Source organism: Pseudomonas sp. FW305-70 (assembly GCF_058783925.1).
In genome coordinates this window covers 20331-36607 of record NZ_JBYSYZ010000032.1, presented here as the reverse complement: position 1 = coordinate 36607, position 16277 = coordinate 20331, and the positions used below count along the sequence as shown (strand labels likewise).

Annotated in this window: 17 protein-coding genes; 2 read left to right on the top strand and 15 right to left on the bottom strand. The window is 59.1% G+C overall.

The window, feature by feature from the left end; translation table 11 throughout:
• Positions 1-67: 67 nt before the first annotated feature.
• The 8 genes from AC3WN7_RS20990 to AC3WN7_RS20955 form a co-directional block, all read right to left on the bottom strand.
• Positions 68-826, bottom strand: coding sequence for a TauD/TfdA family dioxygenase (locus tag AC3WN7_RS20990; protein WP_102674842.1), 759 nt, complete (start codon positions 824-826; stop codon positions 68-70).
• 21 nt (positions 827-847) lie between these two features.
• Complete coding sequence (locus AC3WN7_RS20985; RefSeq protein WP_102674857.1) at positions 848-1720, bottom strand: branched-chain amino acid aminotransferase; 873 nt, start codon at positions 1718-1720, stop codon at positions 848-850.
• A 31-nt stretch (positions 1721-1751) separates the two neighbouring features.
• Positions 1752-3092 (bottom strand): KamA family radical SAM protein, encoded by a 1341-nt coding sequence (locus AC3WN7_RS20980; RefSeq protein WP_102674843.1) that lies wholly within the window; start codon positions 3090-3092, stop codon positions 1752-1754.
• A 32-nt stretch (positions 3093-3124) separates the two neighbouring features.
• A complete protein-coding gene (yfcF, locus tag AC3WN7_RS20975; RefSeq protein ID WP_095965828.1) occupies positions 3125-3769 on the bottom strand; it encodes a glutathione transferase in 645 nt (214 codons plus the stop codon).
• 232 nt (positions 3770-4001) lie between these two features.
• Positions 4002-4487 carry a cupin domain-containing protein gene (locus tag AC3WN7_RS20970; RefSeq protein WP_095965829.1) on the bottom strand — a complete coding sequence of 162 codons (486 nt, stop codon included), beginning with the start codon at positions 4485-4487 and terminating at the stop codon, positions 4002-4004.
• Positions 4488-4571: 84 nt separating this feature from the next.
• Positions 4572-5066 carry a RidA family protein gene (locus AC3WN7_RS20965; RefSeq protein WP_046040191.1) on the bottom strand — a complete coding sequence of 165 codons (495 nt, stop codon included), beginning with the start codon at positions 5064-5066 and terminating at the stop codon, positions 4572-4574.
• A gap of 48 nt (positions 5067-5114) precedes the next feature.
• A complete protein-coding gene (locus AC3WN7_RS20960) occupies positions 5115-6395 on the bottom strand; it encodes an ATP-grasp domain-containing protein (RefSeq protein ID WP_102674844.1) in 1281 nt (426 codons plus the stop codon).
• 43 nt (positions 6396-6438) lie between these two features.
• Entirely contained in the window at positions 6439-7539 is a 1101-nt protein-coding gene (locus AC3WN7_RS20955; protein WP_102674845.1) for an MFS transporter, read from the bottom strand.
• Positions 7540-7687: 148 nt separating this feature from the next.
• Between AC3WN7_RS20955 and AC3WN7_RS20950 the strand changes: the two genes are divergently transcribed.
• Together AC3WN7_RS20950 and AC3WN7_RS20945 are read left to right on the top strand one after the other, a co-directional pair.
• On the top strand, positions 7688-9106 hold the full coding sequence (locus AC3WN7_RS20950) for an aminotransferase-like domain-containing protein (protein ID WP_102674846.1): 1419 nt from the start codon (positions 7688-7690) through the stop codon (positions 9104-9106).
• 620 nt (positions 9107-9726) lie between these two features.
• Entirely contained in the window at positions 9727-10005 is a 279-nt protein-coding gene (locus AC3WN7_RS20945) for a DUF3077 domain-containing protein (protein WP_102674847.1), read from the top strand.
• Between the two features lie 100 nt (positions 10006-10105).
• On the opposite strand, the gene AC3WN7_RS20940 is transcribed toward AC3WN7_RS20945, so the two are convergent.
• From AC3WN7_RS20940 to cyoA, 7 genes are all read right to left on the bottom strand, one after another.
• Positions 10106-10558 (bottom strand): hypothetical protein, encoded by a 453-nt coding sequence (locus AC3WN7_RS20940; RefSeq protein WP_095965834.1) that lies wholly within the window; start codon positions 10556-10558, stop codon positions 10106-10108.
• A complete protein-coding gene (locus tag AC3WN7_RS20935) occupies positions 10542-11180 on the bottom strand; it encodes a DUF6036 family nucleotidyltransferase (protein ID WP_173862114.1) in 639 nt (212 codons plus the stop codon). Before AC3WN7_RS20935 ends, AC3WN7_RS20940 begins: the two co-directional genes overlap by 17 nt.
• A gap of 230 nt (positions 11181-11410) precedes the next feature.
• Positions 11411-12298 (bottom strand): heme o synthase, encoded by an 888-nt coding sequence (gene cyoE, locus AC3WN7_RS20930; protein ID WP_015093560.1) that lies wholly within the window; start codon positions 12296-12298, stop codon positions 11411-11413.
• An 11-nt stretch (positions 12299-12309) separates the two neighbouring features.
• Positions 12310-12645 carry a cytochrome o ubiquinol oxidase subunit IV gene (gene cyoD / locus AC3WN7_RS20925; protein ID WP_015093559.1) on the bottom strand — a complete coding sequence of 112 codons (336 nt, stop codon included), beginning with the start codon at positions 12643-12645 and terminating at the stop codon, positions 12310-12312.
• A complete protein-coding gene (locus tag AC3WN7_RS20920) occupies positions 12646-13272 on the bottom strand; it encodes a cytochrome o ubiquinol oxidase subunit III (protein WP_015093558.1) in 627 nt (208 codons plus the stop codon).
• A gap of 3 nt (positions 13273-13275) precedes the next feature.
• The gene (cyoB, locus tag AC3WN7_RS20915) at positions 13276-15306 is read right to left on the bottom strand and encodes a cytochrome o ubiquinol oxidase subunit I (protein WP_015093557.1); all 2031 of its coding nucleotides are present in this window, start codon (positions 15304-15306) and stop codon (positions 13276-13278) included.
• Between the two features lie 3 nt (positions 15307-15309).
• Positions 15310-16254 carry a ubiquinol oxidase subunit II gene (cyoA, locus tag AC3WN7_RS20910; protein WP_095965836.1) on the bottom strand — a complete coding sequence of 315 codons (945 nt, stop codon included), beginning with the start codon at positions 16252-16254 and terminating at the stop codon, positions 15310-15312.
• Between the last annotated feature and the right edge of the window lie 23 nt (positions 16255-16277).

Below are 16277 nucleotides of genomic sequence, written 5' to 3'. Positions count from 1 at the left end.
GACGCGATACCTGTAAGACGCGTACCCGCCAAGGGGTACGCCAAAAGAATGAAGGGCGCCGGAAAAATCAGGCCAACCAATAGCGGGTCAGGTTGCGCGCCGGATCAGTGTAACGACTGCGGGCGTGAATCATCCGCCAGTTGTCCCAAATCAGCAGGCATCCGTCGGGAATCAGCACCGGAATGTTGTGCTCGACGAAGTACGCCTCGCCGAGCGCGGCAAACCTGGCCAGCGGCGAGGAGCTGTTGGCGACCAGGGATTGTTGTAGAGCTTCCTTTGACGGGTTTACATCGCCATAGTGAAACTGGTTGTAACTGAAGCGGAAAATATCCCCGTCCTCCGTAGGCGTGAGGATGTACTCCTTGACCCGCCGTTGTCCCGGTTCGCCCGGTTTGGCGGTGGCGACAAATTCTACCGGCGTGTCATCCAGCCACTCACGCAGTTCTGGTTCACTGCGCTCCAGGGACTTGAGAAATTCGTAGCCGTCCACCAAACCGGTGTGCCCGCCCCCGCACGTGGCCTGCTTATGGCAATGCAACGCCAGATAACGCGGCGGCGGGCCGTACACCGGCGCCTCAGTGTGCGGGCCAATGCCGTTCATGCTCTGGGAATAGGGCAAGTCTTCGTAGCCTGGCTTGCGGGTAATGGCAAAGGCCGTCTGGCCGTTGAACTGCGGAATGATCCGACCGAACGCCTGCAAGGTGCCGGTGACATCATCGGCAAATTCGTCCGCAGTCAGCACAGTCCAGCCCAGCGTCGACAGTTCTTCATGGCGATGGCCAAGCAAAATGTAAGGTTGAGACGCAACAATCCCTTGATCCGACATGGTGAGATTCCTGGCAGGTGATCAGGCGTTTACGGTTGAGGTGTAGGCGGCAATGAAGTCGCGGCAGGCGTCGCCCGGTCGATAGCGGCGCTCATCGATGCTCTGCACCGGGGTGATTTCGGCGGCGGTGCCGGTGAGAAAACATTCATCGAAGTCGCCAAGCTCCGTAGGCAGAATCGTCCGCTCAACCACCTGATAATCCAACGCCCTGGCCAGTTCGATTACGGTTTGCCGGGTAATGCCGTTGAGAAAACAATCCGGCAGCGGCGTATGCAGCGTCCGGCCTTTGACGAAGAACACATTGGCGCTGGTGGCTTCGGCGACGTGGCCGCGCCAGTCGAGCATCAGCGCATCGTGGTAACCCGTGTTCTCGGCGTCGTGCTTGCTCAGCGTGGCGATCTGGTAATGCCCGGAAGCCTTGGCCTCGAACGGGCTGCTGCAGGGTGGCGGACGGCGCCAGCTCGCGGTTTTCAAGCGGATGCCGGCCATGCGCGCCGCCGGGTCGAAATAGCTCGGCCACTGCCAGCAGGCGATGGCCACGTGCACACGGTTGAAGCGCGCCGAGGTGGAGATCATTTCACTGCCGCGCCAGGCCACCGGGCGCAGATAACCCTCGACCACCTTGTTGCGTTGCAGCAGTTCATGGCTCGCCGCTTCCAGTTCGGCCAGCTCATAGGGGATGGCAAAATCCATCAGGTGCGCCGAGCGGTACAGCCGCTCACTGTGCTCGCGCAGCTTGAAGATCCTGCCGTTGTAGACCCGCTCGCCTTCATACACGGTGCTCGCGTAATGCAGGCCATGGGTCAGCACATGCAACTGCGCCCGGGACCACTCGACGAACTCGCCGTCGAGCCAGATGACACCCTCGCGCTGATCAAACGGGATACCGCTCATATCCATATCTCCCCATTGTTCATGAATGTTCCTACGCCGTTTCCAGCAACACCGGTATCAATTCCGGCACGGTGGCGAGCTCGGTCTGAAAGAAGAACGAGCGCTCGCCGAAGGCCGGTTGCAAGTCGTCGAACCAGGTCACCTGCGGATCGAAGCGCGCGTAGAACGTGCGCAACACCCATTGCGGATTGCGTGCCTGGAGGAACTGCAGGACAAAGACTTTTTCCCCGGCGACAGTCTCGATGCCGTTGATCAACACCTTGCCGTAGAAGGTGCTCATGGACGGCCCGCGCACTGTGCGCGCCAGCCCGGACACCGTGCGGTACGCGGCCTGGAAGATCTCGAAGGCCCGGGCCAGCGGCATCGCGAAGTAGTGGCTGGGACCGGTGTCACGCTCGACGAACATGTAATAAGGCACGGCCCCGAGCCGCACACCTTCGGTCCACAGCGCGGCCCAATCGGCGGGGTTTTCGTTGATGTGGCGGATCACCGGCGCCTGCATGCGCACCGTCGCGCCCGTCGAGCGAATGCGCTCGATGGCCTGGCGGGCGATGGCCTGGCGGATCTCCACCGGGTGGTTGTAGTGGCCCATGATCGACAGGTTTTTTCCCGCCGCGACGATGCGCCGGAACAGCTCCAGCAACTCGGGCGCATCCTTGTCGCTGACAAAACGCTGCGGCCAGTACGCCACCGATTTGGTGCCGATGCGGATGCTCTTGAGGTGTGGCAAGTGCAGCAGCGGCTCGATGTAACCGGCCAGCGAGCGGGTGTTCATGATCATCGGGTCGCCGCCGGTAATCAGCACGTCCGTGACTTCGGTATGCACCCGCAGGTAACTGACCAGCTCCTGGGACTCTCGGGCGTTGAACTTGAGCTCTTCTTCGCCGATGAACTGCGCCCAGCGGAAACAGAAGGTGCAGTACGCGTGACAGGTCTGACCGGCACCGGGGAAAAACAGCACGGTCTCGCGGTACTTGTGCTGGATGCCCGGTAGGACTTTGCCGTTGAGCGTGACGCCGTTGTGGGTCAACTGTCCGGCCGGATGCGGGTTCATGCGCAGCCAGATCGCCTCGATCCGGCGCTTGATCGCCGCGCTGTCATCCAGCTCGATCAGTTGTTTGAGCGAGGCGTATTCCTCTGGCAGCAACATGTCCTTGTGGGGGAAGGTCATGCGGAAAACCGGATCGTCCGGAATGTTGTCCCAGTCGATCAGCGTGCCCAGCACATAGTCGTTGGTGCGAAACGGCATGACCCGGGCCACGACGGTCATGGCCTCCTGCAACGCCGGCGTCAGCTTGTGCCAGTAAGGTGTGTCGCGGATGGTGCGTGAGTTATAGGGTTTGTAGCGTTCGTGCTCCGACAGTCCTTGCATGGCCGCGCTCCTGGTGGTTGCCCTGAGTGTTGTTAGGCGATGGCCGGCGCTTTGCGCTCTATGTCCATCCACGCCCGAACGCTGTCGCGGTCCCACTGGCGACGCACATAGGCTTGGAGCCGTGCCGGCACCGGATCGCCGTTGGCAACCAGGCGGTTGAGCATGATTGCCAGGTCGGTGTCGGCAATGCTCCAGTCACCGAACAGATGCTCGGCGCCCTCCTCCAGCAAATGGTCGGCGACGAACGACAGGCGTTCGACGGCGGCTTGGGCCTCGTCGGACAGCGCGGTGTTTTTCTTGCCGAAGTACACCAGGTCAAACGGGCGCTCCTTGCGCACCACCAGCAAGTCACTGCGCAGCCAGGCCTGCAATTGACGGGCGCGGGCACGCTGCTGGAGGCCTTGCGGATAGAGTTTTTTATGCCCCGGGCAGAGTTCATCGAGGTACTCGGCAATCGCCGATGATTCCGACAAGGCAAAATCGTCGTGAACTAACGTTGGAATTTTGCAGGTCAGCGAAAGATCGCGATAACTCGCCCCATAGTTTTCGCGTGATTTCAGATCAACCGTGACAAGTTCAAATGAAAGTTGCTTTTCCTTGAGCGCGACAAAAGCCGACATCGCGAAAGCGCTGACATGATCGGCGCCGACATACAGTTTTAGCTTCCTGTTTTCCATAGAGCACTCCATTGACTGACTGCAGGGATTAACGTGCATTGGAAGTGATCGTAGTTAGTTGAATGAAGGCTGAATAGATACAGAATTTGTCCGTTTCAATCGATACAGAAAGTGGCTCTTTACCGGCAGACACGCCGCCAAAAGCGCTGCAAATGGAGATACAGGGGCAGGCCTGTAAAACAAAAAAAGGGAGCCAACGAAGGTTGGCTCCCTGGGTTGATTCGTTGGGTAATTACGGCTGGGTGGTGATCAGGCCATGGCTGTCGGCAAAGTTCGAGAGCAGTGCCATTTGTGGCATGTTGCTCATGTTCAGCATCGCCAGAGGCTCGTGTTTGCTGGTGTTGACGAAGCCATGCCGGGTCCAGGCCGGCACCAGCAGCACGTCGCCGCTGCTGATGTTGACCCCATCGGCATCGCCGAGGCTCAGCACGCCACTGCCACACTGGATAACGAACAGATGCCACCAGGAATGGGCGTGACCGTTGAGCGTCACACCGGGGTTCAGCCATTGCATGGCGATCGCCATCCCGGGCGTCACTGCACAGCCGTCAATGCTCTTGTCGTGAGCCAAGGCGACAATATCCACGTCGCTGGCCTCAAGGGTCTGACGCATTCCCGCCAACTCAGTGCCTTTCCACACCTTGGCACTTTGCGGTCGATGATGCAGGCTCTGACGAAAGTCCTTATATGAAAAAAACGCACCTTGAAAGTTATCCATTCGCACGCCCTTTCTTTTTATTTCCCACACTTTAGCGCTAAACCTTAAGTTATAGGGTTCAGCGCTGTAAAGTCTGAAATTAATTTACAAAACCGATGGGCGCAAGGCGGCGATCATATCCACTTCTATCGCGGCATTCTTGGGTAATTGATAAACACCGACTGTAGTGCGCGTATGTTTACCGGCATCGCCCAACACGTGGCTGAACACATCCGAGGCGCCGTTGGCCACTTCGCTCAAGTCGACAAAATCCGCCGTGGACTTCACATAGACCGTTACCCGGATCAATGACTTGATCTTGTCCAGCGAACCGATGGCATCGACGATCAACGCCAGTCCGCGCATCGCACTGATGCTGGCGGCCGCTTGCGCATCGGCCATGCTGAGGTCCAGCCCGACGCGGCCGGGGTAATGGATCTTGCCGTTCATGCGTGGCACCAGGCCGCTGATGTACAGCTCATCGTGATGACGGATCAGCGGCGCGTAATGCCCGCCTGCGGTGTTTTCGCCGTAGATGTCATAACCAAACTCTTTGGCCAGGGCGATGAAGCGTTCATCGCAGGTCATGTGCTGGATCATTGATCGAACCCTCTTGATCAGTAATGCAAAAAACGGGTGCTTGCGGACTCAGCACACGGCGCGGGTGGCCGGTGCCAGGCTAGTCACCTCAATGCGTGACTCAATCGACTCGGCCAGGCGCAACAGGTCGTTGCTCAGTTGCCCGTAGTGTTCGTTGAACAACACGATGTGGCCGATGAATGAGAAGTTGTCTTTGACCAGCGCGCTGACCGAGTCGCCAATCCGCTTGGCGTACTGCCCTTCCACCAGGTCGATGCGCAGTACGCGGGCCAGGGCCTCGATGTCTGGTGTTGCCCGCAGGATGCCGCCGGCTGGCGCTCTTAGCAGGCGAATGCCGCAGTAGCCGCGAGCCACTGGCTCATGCTGCTCGGTCTTGCCTTCCACCGCCCAGCGCACCCAGCGTTCCCACGGATCGAAATTGACGAAGGCGCGCTTGGCCAGGTCCCAGATGTGCATGCCGCCAGGGCGCATGTTGGTTTCCACGGCGCTGGTCAGGTTGTCGCGGCGCAGGAACACTTCGTTGTGCCAGGCACCGTTGTCCCCGGACACCAGACCCGCCATATGCCGACCGGCAGCCATCAAGCGTGCCTGAACCTGCGCCGCAAGCGGTGCAGGGACGACTTGCTGGATCTCGGCGCGGTAGGCGCCTTCGGTGGTGGTTTTTTCAGTCACCCAGGTGCTGCCGGCCACGTAGTCCCAGCTGTATTCGCGTGCGTTCTGCACCAGCTCTTCAAGGACGATGCCGCCTTCGCGATAAGGCTTCAGGGCGAGCCAGGCGTCATCGCATTCCGAAGGGTGATGGATGACGCGACAGCCTCGGCTGGCGCCTTCGCAGGCCGGTTTGATGAAGGCCTTGCCGCCCAGTTCGACGACGCGCTGGCGCAGTTCCGGCAGGCTTTCGACTCGTGCGGAAAACACTGGCCGGTATTCTTCAGGGGAGGTGCCGGCCGCCGCTTCGAGCCGGCGAAAGATCTGCTTGTCCAGCCCCGCCCGCGCTTCGTCCGGGGTAATGCCCGGCAGGCCGAAGTGGCTGGCCAGCGCTGCACCAAGCAGCACGCCGCGATCGGAGAACGGTAGTACGCCGATCAGTTTCCAGTTGTCGGCATTCAGGCACCCCACCACCAGTTCAAGGGATGCCGCCACATCTTTCTCGGCCAGCGAAGTGCTGCAGACGTGATCGGCCACCTGGTCGTCATGCGGCTGAATTTTCTCGACCAGCAGGATGAGCCTGGCGTTGTAGAGCGACTTGCACAGCTCGCGCAGTTTCTGGATGTCGTGAACCCGATTGCCGTTGTACCCGACCACTACCACGCATGAAGTCGTATTCATTAATGCCCCCGACCTGCAAAGTGAAAACCGCAACGGCGATGACTCAGTCATGCAACGACGCATTGGATTGACGGTTGAGCCAGTACCAGGCCAGGATCCCGCCGGCGCCGATGGCGGCGAGGACCAGCGCGTTGTACGGCGCCGGCACCACTCGCATGATCAACACGGTCAGCCCGGCCCCCACACCCAGGGACACTTCCTTGACGAACATGTTGTTTTGCTTGACCGAGAAGTAATCGAGGTAGCTGAAGGCGCATTCGGCGATCGACAGCAACGCCACCCAGATCAGCGCCCCGACAAGGGTTTCGACGTGGAACGCGGCGGGCGAAGACAGCACGGCAAAGCCGCCGACGATGATCCCGATCACCGCCACGACCTTGAAGCGCCCGGTGCGCTCGATCAGCTTCATCACCGGCACCTGGGCGAACACCACCACGGCGCTGTTGAGGATCAGCATCAAGCCGTACCAGGCCGGCAACTCGCCGGTCTTGAGCAGGATCGCCTGTGGCAGGATCGAGAACACCCCGAACAGCTTGATGCCCATGATGATCCCGGCGATCACCCACGGCAGTTTGTTACCCCAGCGGCTGCCGACCTGACTGGCCGGACGGGCCAGCACCGGTTCGCTGGTGAAGGTCGCGCCGAGGGCGATCGGCAGGCACAGCAACACGAACGCCGCCGCACCGAGGAAAAACATCGTTGGGGTGAGTAGCGGCGACAGCAGGATCAAACCGGCCACCAGGCTGCCCATGTTCATGGCCACGCGGTTGTAGGCCGCACCTTCCTTGGTCTGGGCCGCTTCGCTCTTGATCAGGTAACCGGCTATGGCAATGCCGTAGGCAAAGAGTGCGGCGGCAAACATCACCATGCCTTGATTGCTGGTCAGCGCCAGCAGCACCAGGCCCAGGCCGGCACACAGCAGCGTGACGCTCAGGGAGCGGCGGCCAAGCACCAGTAAAGTCAGGGGCAACAGCAGCAACAAGGCGCGATATCCAAGGGCCAGGATGCTGTTGGTGGCCGTGTCGAGCCAGACGTTGGCCTTGCCCAGCACCGCGAACAGCGAGACAGCCGTGATGATCCGGATCGTGAATAACCGCAGGTTAATGACCGGTTTGGCCACCGCGACCGTTGTTTCGACACTCATGCAGCACCTCAGGAACCGGATGAACGCCCGCCAACCAAGGCCGACATTCAGAAAAGTCTGTAAGGGCATGGTAGAGAGAGAGGCTTGTCCTGATCAGGGCAAGTTCGTATAGAATCCAACGAACTTTACTGCCGGAGAGACCAGTAAAATGCAGGTTCAACGTGCAGTCATTGCCGCCATTGAATTCCAGCCCGGCGCGCCGCTGGTGCAGCAGATCGTCGATCAGCTGACGCAAGCCATCAGCACCGGGGGCCTGCCCCACGGCGCCAAGCTGCCGCCGATTCGCGAACTCTCCGACTTGATGAACGTGGGCAAGTCCACGGTGGTCGATGCCCTGGACCGGATGCGGGCCAAGGGGCTGGTGGTGTCGCGCCAGGGCTCGGGGCATTACGTGCATCGCTCCGAAGCGGCGCTGAAAAGTGGTACCGGCCCGGACCTGCAACCCCAGGACACCCTCAGCGTGATTCGCCGCGCACTGCTGTTGGACAACGGTGCGCTGCGCCCCGGCTGCGGTTTCCTGCCGACCTCGTGGCTACCCGCCGAAGAATTGCAGAAAGCCGTGCGCAGTACCCTGCGAGCGACATCGTTGCGCATGGGCGAGTACGGCGTGGCCGGCGGTTACTTGCCGTTGCGCCAGGCCTTGCGGGTCAAACTGGCGACCTTCGGCATCGAAGCGCCGGTGGACCAGATCATCACCACCGCCAACACCATGCAGGCCATCGACCTGCTGATGCGCCTGCTGGTCAAACCCGGCGACACCGTACTGCTCGATGCCCCCTGCTACTTCAACATGCACGCCAACCTGGCGCTGCACGGGGCCAAAGTCATCACCATCGCCCGGGATTGCGACGGCATGGACCTCGACGCGCTCGAGCAACTGCTGATCGCCCACAAACCCGTGCTGTACATGACCAACAGCACACTGCATAACCCCACCGGCCACTCGTTCACCCCGGCCCAGGTCTACCGCTTGCTGGAACTGAGCCACCGCCATGGCTTCCACATCGTCGAAGACGATCTGTATTGCGATATCCAGCAACGCCGCACCCCGCGCCTGGCGGCCAGCGGGCTGGACAATGTGAGTTATGTGTCCGGCTTCTCCAAGACCCTGACCGCCAACAGCCGCGTCAGCTACACCGTGCTCTCGCCACAACTGGCGGCACGGATGGTCGCCCTGAAAATGGCCTGTGGTGGCGTGACCTCGGAACTGGCGGAGCAGATTACCTGCACCATGCTCAGCGACGGCAGCTACGCCAAGCATGCGCGGCGCACGGTGGACCGGTTGTATGAATCCAACAGTCGAGTGGCCAGTTGGTTGGCTCAGGCCGGGTGTTCGCTTTCCTCGTTGCCCGGCGAAGGCGTGTTTATCTGGGCGCAGTTGCCGGAGGGCTTGCACGCCGAGAATCTGGCTCGCCAAGGCCTGGAAAATAACATGGTATTGGCACCGGGTACCTTGCTGAGCAAAGGGCCGAATGCCAGTCAGTTCCTGCGCTTCAACGTGGCGCACAGCGATAGTCTGCAGGTGCGTGAGCGGTTTTTCCGCTTGCTGGATAAACCCCATAAATAACTGACTGCTCTCAATCCTGTGGGAGCGGGCTCGCGAAGAGGCCGTCACATCCAGCATCAATGTCGCCTGACGCACCGCCTTCGCGGGCAAGCCCGCTCCCACAGGGGGTCAGCGTCGTACATAAAAGTGACGGCACCACCAATCCAATGTGGGAGCGGGCTTGCTCGCGAAGAGGCCGTCACATCCAGCATCAATGTTGCCTGGCACACCGCCTTCGCGAGCAAGCCCGCTCCCACAGGGGTTGTGGTGTCCCGGCCATCCCCGGCCAGCAGATCGCTACGATTGCCGACCTCATCCTTGCCGGCTAACTTCGCCCCCCGTCGCTGCCAATTCAGCGACCGGGCCTGAGAACCCGAGTAAGATGCCACGCAGCTACGCCCCACGATTGTTGGCGTTTTTTTACGCCTGAATTTTCGTGCTATGGCGGCTGTGTGTGGGAGACCTTAGGGTCTGCCGGGTCCTGCATCTCCGGTTTCTCAGCCTGCGCACAGCTGCCACCCATTCGCCTGAGAACGAACGGGACAGCTTCACTTATGCAGGAGTTACAAATGAACGCTATCGATCCGTCTGCTACACCAGTCATGCCCCTCCACCTCCAGCCCAACAGGAGGTGAAGCCCAATGACCAACCCCCAAGACCTGAAAACCATCGGCCTCACCCCCTTCTCCTACCACGCCAACGAACCACTGTTCCGCATCAACGCCGGTGTCCCGGTGATCGAAGCCCTCTACCACGCCTCCGACCTGCTCCACCTCGCCAAACTGCTCGCCTCAGACGCCGCCACGGTTCGCGACTCCGACCGGCACGCCTGGGCGTCGCACTTTTTGCAGGACATGAGCAAGGCGATCATCGATGACGTGGTGAAGGTGCTCGATGCGCCGTGTAACAACCGCGCATAAACAAAAAACCCCACCCTCCTCTCGAAGGGTGGGGCTTACAAGCTGACGATTGTTGTCACTTCAGGGCGGAACGAGGCAGTCGTTTTGTTGCAAGCTGGGTTCAGGAAAACATTGCCCGCTGCTCAGCTTCGTAGTGCCGGGTCTGGAAAGGCATGAGGGTTTGGGCTTTCAGGCCGAGGCCCTCACTCAATCCCCAAGAGACAGCGAGCTCATCACGACGTCGACGTAATGGCGTGACGGCTTGTAGCGTCGCAACTTGCCTGGAAGTCGAATGTGCAAATAGCTCGAGGACATTTAGGGTCTCCGACACCCGGAGATCCGATAAGCAAGTAAATCGAGTGAATCGCTCGAGCAGATAGCCCGCGCGCCGAACCTCAACTTCGTCAGTGTGACGATTCAAAAAAGCGGTTATCTCGCTTTCCAGGTTTGAATTCGAGTACCAGACCGCTTTGGCGGCGCTCACGAGCGCTGCGTCATCCGCTTGATTCAAAGGTCTTGTTACCAGCGTGTCCAATGCGGATGAGAGGACGTGGCCGTTAAGGGGCTTCGTCATCTGGGTTCTCCAGGTAATCGTGCAAAATATTCGTAAGAACGGAGATGGGTGGCTCTTTATTGCCAACATATACATCAATTGCCTGCAACGCCAGTCGACGGAATTCGCTGGTCAGTATGAAGCCCGCCCTGAGAAGTGCCTTGATATCACCAATGTCCTGATCAGTCGCTCTGCCCAGTTTGGAGATGGCAATGTCGACAGGTGCTGCAATATGAACGTGCAGCGGGGATTCAACCGGAAATTCCTCAAAGGGAAGGCTCCGCTCCCAATAGTCCTCGTGAATCGGGCCAAAACTGGTGTTGTATTGAAGGTCGTAGTTCAGCTCCATCAAACGACCTGATCGCTCATCGACATATTGTTCGGGTATCTCTGCAAGCATGGTTTGCAGGTGCAAACCGTCGGGGACATGAGCCTCATAAATCTCGGCATCGACGTCGGTGGAAACGCGATGATGGGTGTAAAGGTGAACAGCGCAGCCACCGAAGACGATGATTTTGACCGCCCCGGGTCCTGCGTTCTCAAGTTCCAACTCCGCTTCGACAGATTTGAACATCGAAATCAAAGCCTGCCCTAACGCTGTATTCGTATTAACGCGCGGGGTGATTACCTCTGGCAGTTCCATCGTAGAGCCTCTGGGATGCTTGTGATGACAGCATTCCGAGGCTAGAGATACGACTTCCGACCCTCAACCTGAAAGCCCCGTAGGACAGTGCTGGTACATTCGTAAGCATTTTCGCCTGTCCGTTCGCCCCATGGTCAGCGAGCCTGCTCGCGGCGGCGGCACCAGAAAAACCCCAACAAAAAGCCCCGCTCTTCTCTCGAAGGCGGGGCTTTTTTTACAGCATCCGACGCTTAAGGCGCGTACGTCAGCAGCAACTCGGTCGGCACTTTGAAGTCCAGGGACATCATCACGCTCAACGCGGTAATGGTGAAGATCGAGAACACGAACAGCTTGCGTGCCCAGACCGTGTCATCCACTGCCTTGTAGCCGGTCCAGGCCATGTACAGCCAGTACATGCCCATGGCCGCGGCGACAGCGAGGTAGCTCATGCCGGCGTAGCCGCTGAAGGTCAGCATCAAGGTCGCCACGAGGAAGGCCAGGATGTAGATCAGGATGTGCTTCTTGGCCACCTGGATACCGCGCTTCACTGGCAGCACCGGAATCGATGCGGCCAGGTAATCGTTGAAGCGGAAGATCGCGATGGCGTAGGAGTGCGGCATCTGCCACAGGCTGAACATCACCAGCAGGGTCAGCGCGGCCATGTCGAAGGTGTTGCTCACCGCGACGTAGCCGATGACCGGCGGCATGGCGCCCGACAGGCTGCCCACCAGCGTGCCGTGAACCGACTTGCGCTTGAGGTACAGGCTGTAGAAGCCGACGTAGATCACGAAGCCGATGACCGCGAACAACGCGGCCAACGGGTTGGCCACCTTGTACAACAGCGCAACGCCGGCGACACCCAGGACAGTTGCATAAACCAGCGCCAGTTTCAGGGAGATCAAGCCCTGGACCAGCACCCGGTTCTTGGTGCGTTCCATCTTCAGGTCGATGTCGCGGTCGATGCAGTTGTTGAACACGCAACCGGAGGCAACCACCAGGGACGTGCCGATCATGGCGGCCAGGAAGATGGCCAGATCGACATGCCCTTTGGAGGCCAGGAAAAATCCGCCTGCCACAGAAAGCACGTTACCGAAAATGATCCCCGGTTTGGTGATTTGGATAAAGTGCTTAAGGGACATGCGGATCTACCTCACTTCGCCATCATGAACGTGTGGATGCTGAACATGATCCACAGCGACAAGCCAACCAGCAGGACAATCACGATCGCGGCGAAGACAAACGCAATCACGTTGTTACGCTGCGCGGCCGAACGGTCCAGGTGCAGGAAGTACACCAGGTGCACCAGCACCTGGACGATCGCGAACGCCAGGACGATCAACAGGGTGATCGACTTCGGCAGCGTCGGGTACATCACCAGACCGAATGGAATGACGGTCAGGATCACCGACAGGATGAAGCCGATGGCGTACGACTTGTAGCTGCCGTGACCGGCGTCGTCGTGGTGGGAATGAGCTGGGTTAGCCATTTACATAGTCCCCATCAGATAAACAACGGTGAATACGCAGATCCAGACAACGTCCAGGAAGTGCCAGAACAGGCTCAGGCAGCTCAGACGGGTCTTGTTGGTCGCCGTCAGGCCGTTTTTCTGCACCTGGTACATCATGATGCCCATCCAGATCAGACCGGCGGTCACGTGCAGACCGTGGGTACCAACCAGGGTGAAGAACGCAGACAGGAAGCCTGAGCGGCTAGGGCCGTAGCCTTCGGAGATCAAAATGTGGAATTCATTGATCTCCATGGCGATAAAGCCTGCACCTAACAGGAAGGTCATGCCCAGCCAGCCCAGCACCGCCTTCTTGTTACCCTTGTACAACGCCAGCATGGCGAAGCCGTAGGTGATCGAACTGAACAACAGAAGAGCGGTTTCGCCCAGTACGTATGGCAGTTCGAAGATGTCGTGACCCGACGGGCCACCCGCTACGTTGTTAACCAGTACCGCGTACACCGCGAAGATCGACGCAAACAGAATGCAGTCGGTCATCAGGTAGAGCCAGAAACCGTATACGGTCATCTCGCCCGAGTCGTGGTGGTGGTCATCATGCCCATGTCCATCGACATGGGTGTGTCCAGCATTGGTCACTAAATTCGACATGGTTTAAGCCTGTTCCAACGAGGTTTCAACACGGGTGGCGGTGGCCGGAATTTTCCCTGCCGCTACCAGACGCTTGTGCTGCTCGGCTTCGATGCGCTCGATCACATCGACCGGCACCATATAGCCTTGATCATCACGGGCCGCGTGGATCACGAAGTAGATCACGGTGCCGGCCAGGCTAGCGATTGCCAGCCACCAGATGTGCCAGATCATCGCGAAACCGAACACGGTCAACAGAGCACCCATGACCACACCGGTGGCGGTGTTGTTAGGCATGTGGATCGGCTGGTACTTGGCCGGAGCCTTGTAAGCGGTGCCGTTTTCCTTGGCTTCGGTGAACGGGTCGATGCAGTCGGCTTTCGGCAGCACGGCGAAGTTGTAGAACGGTGGTGGCGACGAAGTCGACCATTCCAGGGTGTGGGCATTCCACGGGTCACCGTGTTCGCACATGTTTTCCGGCTTGTTGCGGTCACGCACGCTGACGTACAGCTGGATCAGCTGGCAAGCGATACCCACGGCGATCATCACCGCACCGAACATGGCGACGTACAGGTACGGCACCCACTCAGGGTTGGTGGTGGCGTTCAGGCGACGGGTCATACCCATGAAGCCCAGAGCGTAGAGCGGCATGAATGCGACGAAGAAGCCCGAGATCCAGAACCAGAACGCTGCCTTGCCCCAGCCTTCGTGCAGCTTGAAGCCGAACGCTTTAGGGAAGTAGAACGCGAAACCTGCGATGTAACCGAATACCGCACCGCCGATGATCACGTTGTGGAAGTGCGCGATCACGAACAGGCTGTTGTGCAGAACGAAGTCGGCACCCGGGATGGCCAGCAGTACGCCGGTCATGCCACCGATGGCGAAGGTCACCATGAAGCCCAGGGTCCACAGCACCTGGCTGGTGAAACGCAGACGGCCCTGGTAGATGGTGAACAGCCAGTTGAACAGTTTCACACCCGTCGGGATGGAAATCAGCATCGTCGCCAGACCGAAGAAAGCGTTGACGCTGGCACCCGAACCCATGGTGAAGAAGTGGTGCAGCCAAACCATGAAGCCCAGGATCGAGATCGCACCCGATGCGTAGACCATCGAGTGGTGGCCGAACAGTTTCTTGCCGGTGAAGGTCGAGATGACTTCGGAGAAGATACCGAACGCTGGCAGGATCAGGATGTACACCTCAGGGTGACCCCATGCCCAGAACAGGTTCACGTACATCATCGGATTGCCACCAAGTTCGTTGGTGAAAATGTGGAAATCCATGTAACGGTCAAGCGTCAGCAGTGCCAGGGTAGCGGTCAGGATCGGGAACGAAGCCACGATCAGGACGTTGGCCCAGGTGCAGGTCCAGGTGAAGATCGGCATGTCCATCAGCTTCATGCCAGGGGTACGCATTTTCAGCACGGTGGCCAGGAAGTTGACCCCCGTCAGCGTTGTCCCCAGACCCGATAGCTGTAGCGCCCAGATGTAGTAGTCCATCCCCACGCCAGGGCTGTATTGCAGGCCCGACAGCGGCGGATAGGCAACCCAGCCGGTCTTGGCGAACTCGCCGACGCCCAGAGACAGGTTGATCAGCACCACGCCGGAAACCAGCAGCCAGAAGCTCAGGGAGTTCAGGAACGGATAGGCAACGTCACGTGCGCCGATCTGCAGCGGCACTGCAAGGTTCATCAGGCCGGTGAAGAATGGCATCGCCATGAAGATGATCATGATCACACCGTGGGCGGTGAAGATCTGGTCATAGTGTTCAGGTGGCAGGTAGCCAGGCGAACCCTCGGTGGCCATGGCCAGCTGGGTACGCATCATGATGGCGTCGGCAAAACCGCGCAGCAGCATGACCATGGCGACGATGATGTACATCACGCCGATTTTCTTGTGGTCGACCGACGTCAGCCACTCGGTCCACAGGTAGGTCCACTTCTTGAAGTAGGTGATTGCAGCGAACAGCGCCAGACCACCGAGCGCGATCATGGCGATGGTCACCATCACGATCGGCTCGTGGAACGGGACCGCTTCCCAACTTAATTTACCAAACATCGTTTACTCCTCTGCCCCGGCAGCTGAATGCGCGTTCATGTCCATTCCTTGCGTAGCGGCCACTTCTTTCTCTTCTTTCTCGTGCTTCACTTTCGGACCCGGTTTCATGCCTTCGTACTTGTCGACGATGGTCTGGAACAGGTTCGGCGTCACCGAGGAGTAGAGCTCGACTGGGTTGTTCTGGCTCTGCTTGGCAAGGGCGGCGTATTCAGCTTGTTCAAGCTGTTTAGGTGCCTTTTTGACTTCACTTACCCAGGCGTCGAATTCTTCCTGGGAAGTGGCGATCGCTTTGAATTTCATGCCGGTGAAACCAGCACCGCTGTAGTTGGCGGAGATACCGTCCATCTCAGCGTTTTCGTTGGCGATCAGGTGCAGCTTGGTCTGCATGCCCGCCATCGCGTAGATCTGGCCACCCAGCGCAGGGATGAAGAACGAGTTCATCACGGCGTCAGAGGTAATGCGGAAGTTGATCGGGGTGTGCGCCGGGAACACGATCTTGTTGACCGTGGCGATGCCTTGTTCCGGGTAGATGAACAGCCACTTCCAATCCAGCGCGACCACTTCGATGGTCACCGGCTTCACGTCCGATTCCAGTGGCTTGTACGGGTCCAGAGCGTGGGTCGACTTGTAGGTGACGTAACCCAGGGCAATGATGATCAGCACCGGAACGGCCCACACCGCGATCTCGATCTTGGTGGAGTGGTTCCATTTCGGGGTGTAGGTGGCGCTGGTGTTGGACGCGCGGTATTTCCAGGCGAACAGGAAGGTCATGACGATGACCGGAACCACGACCAACAGCATCAGCAGCGTTGCGGTGATGATCAGGTTTCGCTCGTCCAGACCGACCTGGCCCTTGGGATTGAGCAAGGTCATGTTGCAGCCTGACAGCAACAACGTGCCGATCAGCGGCAATAAGCCTAGTAGTCTGGGGTACCTGTTTTTACTCATCTCACGACCTCTAAAGCAGCTTG

Excerpts from the sequence above, each read along its gene's own strand:
- AC3WN7_RS20935 (WP_173862114.1), bottom strand. The coding sequence starts at position 11,180 with ATGGAACTGCCAGAGGTAATCACCCCGCGCGTTAATACGAATACAGCG.
- yfcF (WP_095965828.1), bottom strand. The coding sequence starts at position 3,769 with ATGGAAAACAGGAAGCTAAAACTGTATGTCGGCGCCGATCATGTCAGC.
- AC3WN7_RS20980 (WP_102674843.1), bottom strand. The coding sequence starts at position 3,092 with ATGCAAGGACTGTCGGAGCACGAACGCTACAAACCCTATAACTCACGC.
- AC3WN7_RS20960 (WP_102674844.1), bottom strand. The coding sequence starts at position 6,395 with ATGAATACGACTTCATGCGTGGTAGTGGTCGGGTACAACGGCAATCGG.
- cyoE (WP_015093560.1), bottom strand. The coding sequence starts at position 12,298 with ATGTCCCTTAAGCACTTTATCCAAATCACCAAACCGGGGATCATTTTC.
- AC3WN7_RS20945 (WP_102674847.1), top strand. The coding sequence starts at position 9,727 with ATGACCAACCCCCAAGACCTGAAAACCATCGGCCTCACCCCCTTCTCC.
- AC3WN7_RS20990 (WP_102674842.1), bottom strand. The coding sequence starts at position 826 with ATGTCGGATCAAGGGATTGTTGCGTCTCAACCTTACATTTTGCTTGGC.
- cyoA (WP_095965836.1), bottom strand. The coding sequence starts at position 16,254 with ATGAGTAAAAACAGGTACCCCAGACTACTAGGCTTATTGCCGCTGATC.
- AC3WN7_RS20985 (WP_102674857.1), bottom strand. The coding sequence starts at position 1,720 with ATGAGCGGTATCCCGTTTGATCAGCGCGAGGGTGTCATCTGGCTCGAC.
- AC3WN7_RS20955 (WP_102674845.1), bottom strand. The coding sequence starts at position 7,539 with ATGAGTGTCGAAACAACGGTCGCGGTGGCCAAACCGGTCATTAACCTG.
- AC3WN7_RS20965 (WP_046040191.1), bottom strand. The coding sequence starts at position 5,066 with ATGATCCAGCACATGACCTGCGATGAACGCTTCATCGCCCTGGCCAAA.
- AC3WN7_RS20920 (WP_015093558.1), bottom strand. The coding sequence starts at position 13,272 with ATGTCGAATTTAGTGACCAATGCTGGACACACCCATGTCGATGGACAT.
- cyoB (WP_015093557.1), bottom strand. The coding sequence starts at position 15,306 with ATGTTTGGTAAATTAAGTTGGGAAGCGGTCCCGTTCCACGAGCCGATC.
- cyoD (WP_015093559.1), bottom strand. The coding sequence starts at position 12,645 with ATGGCTAACCCAGCTCATTCCCACCACGACGACGCCGGTCACGGCAGC.
- AC3WN7_RS20950 (WP_102674846.1), top strand. The coding sequence starts at position 7,688 with ATGCAGGTTCAACGTGCAGTCATTGCCGCCATTGAATTCCAGCCCGGC.
- AC3WN7_RS20970 (WP_095965829.1), bottom strand. The coding sequence starts at position 4,487 with ATGGATAACTTTCAAGGTGCGTTTTTTTCATATAAGGACTTTCGTCAG.
- AC3WN7_RS20940 (WP_095965834.1), bottom strand. The coding sequence starts at position 10,558 with ATGACGAAGCCCCTTAACGGCCACGTCCTCTCATCCGCATTGGACACG.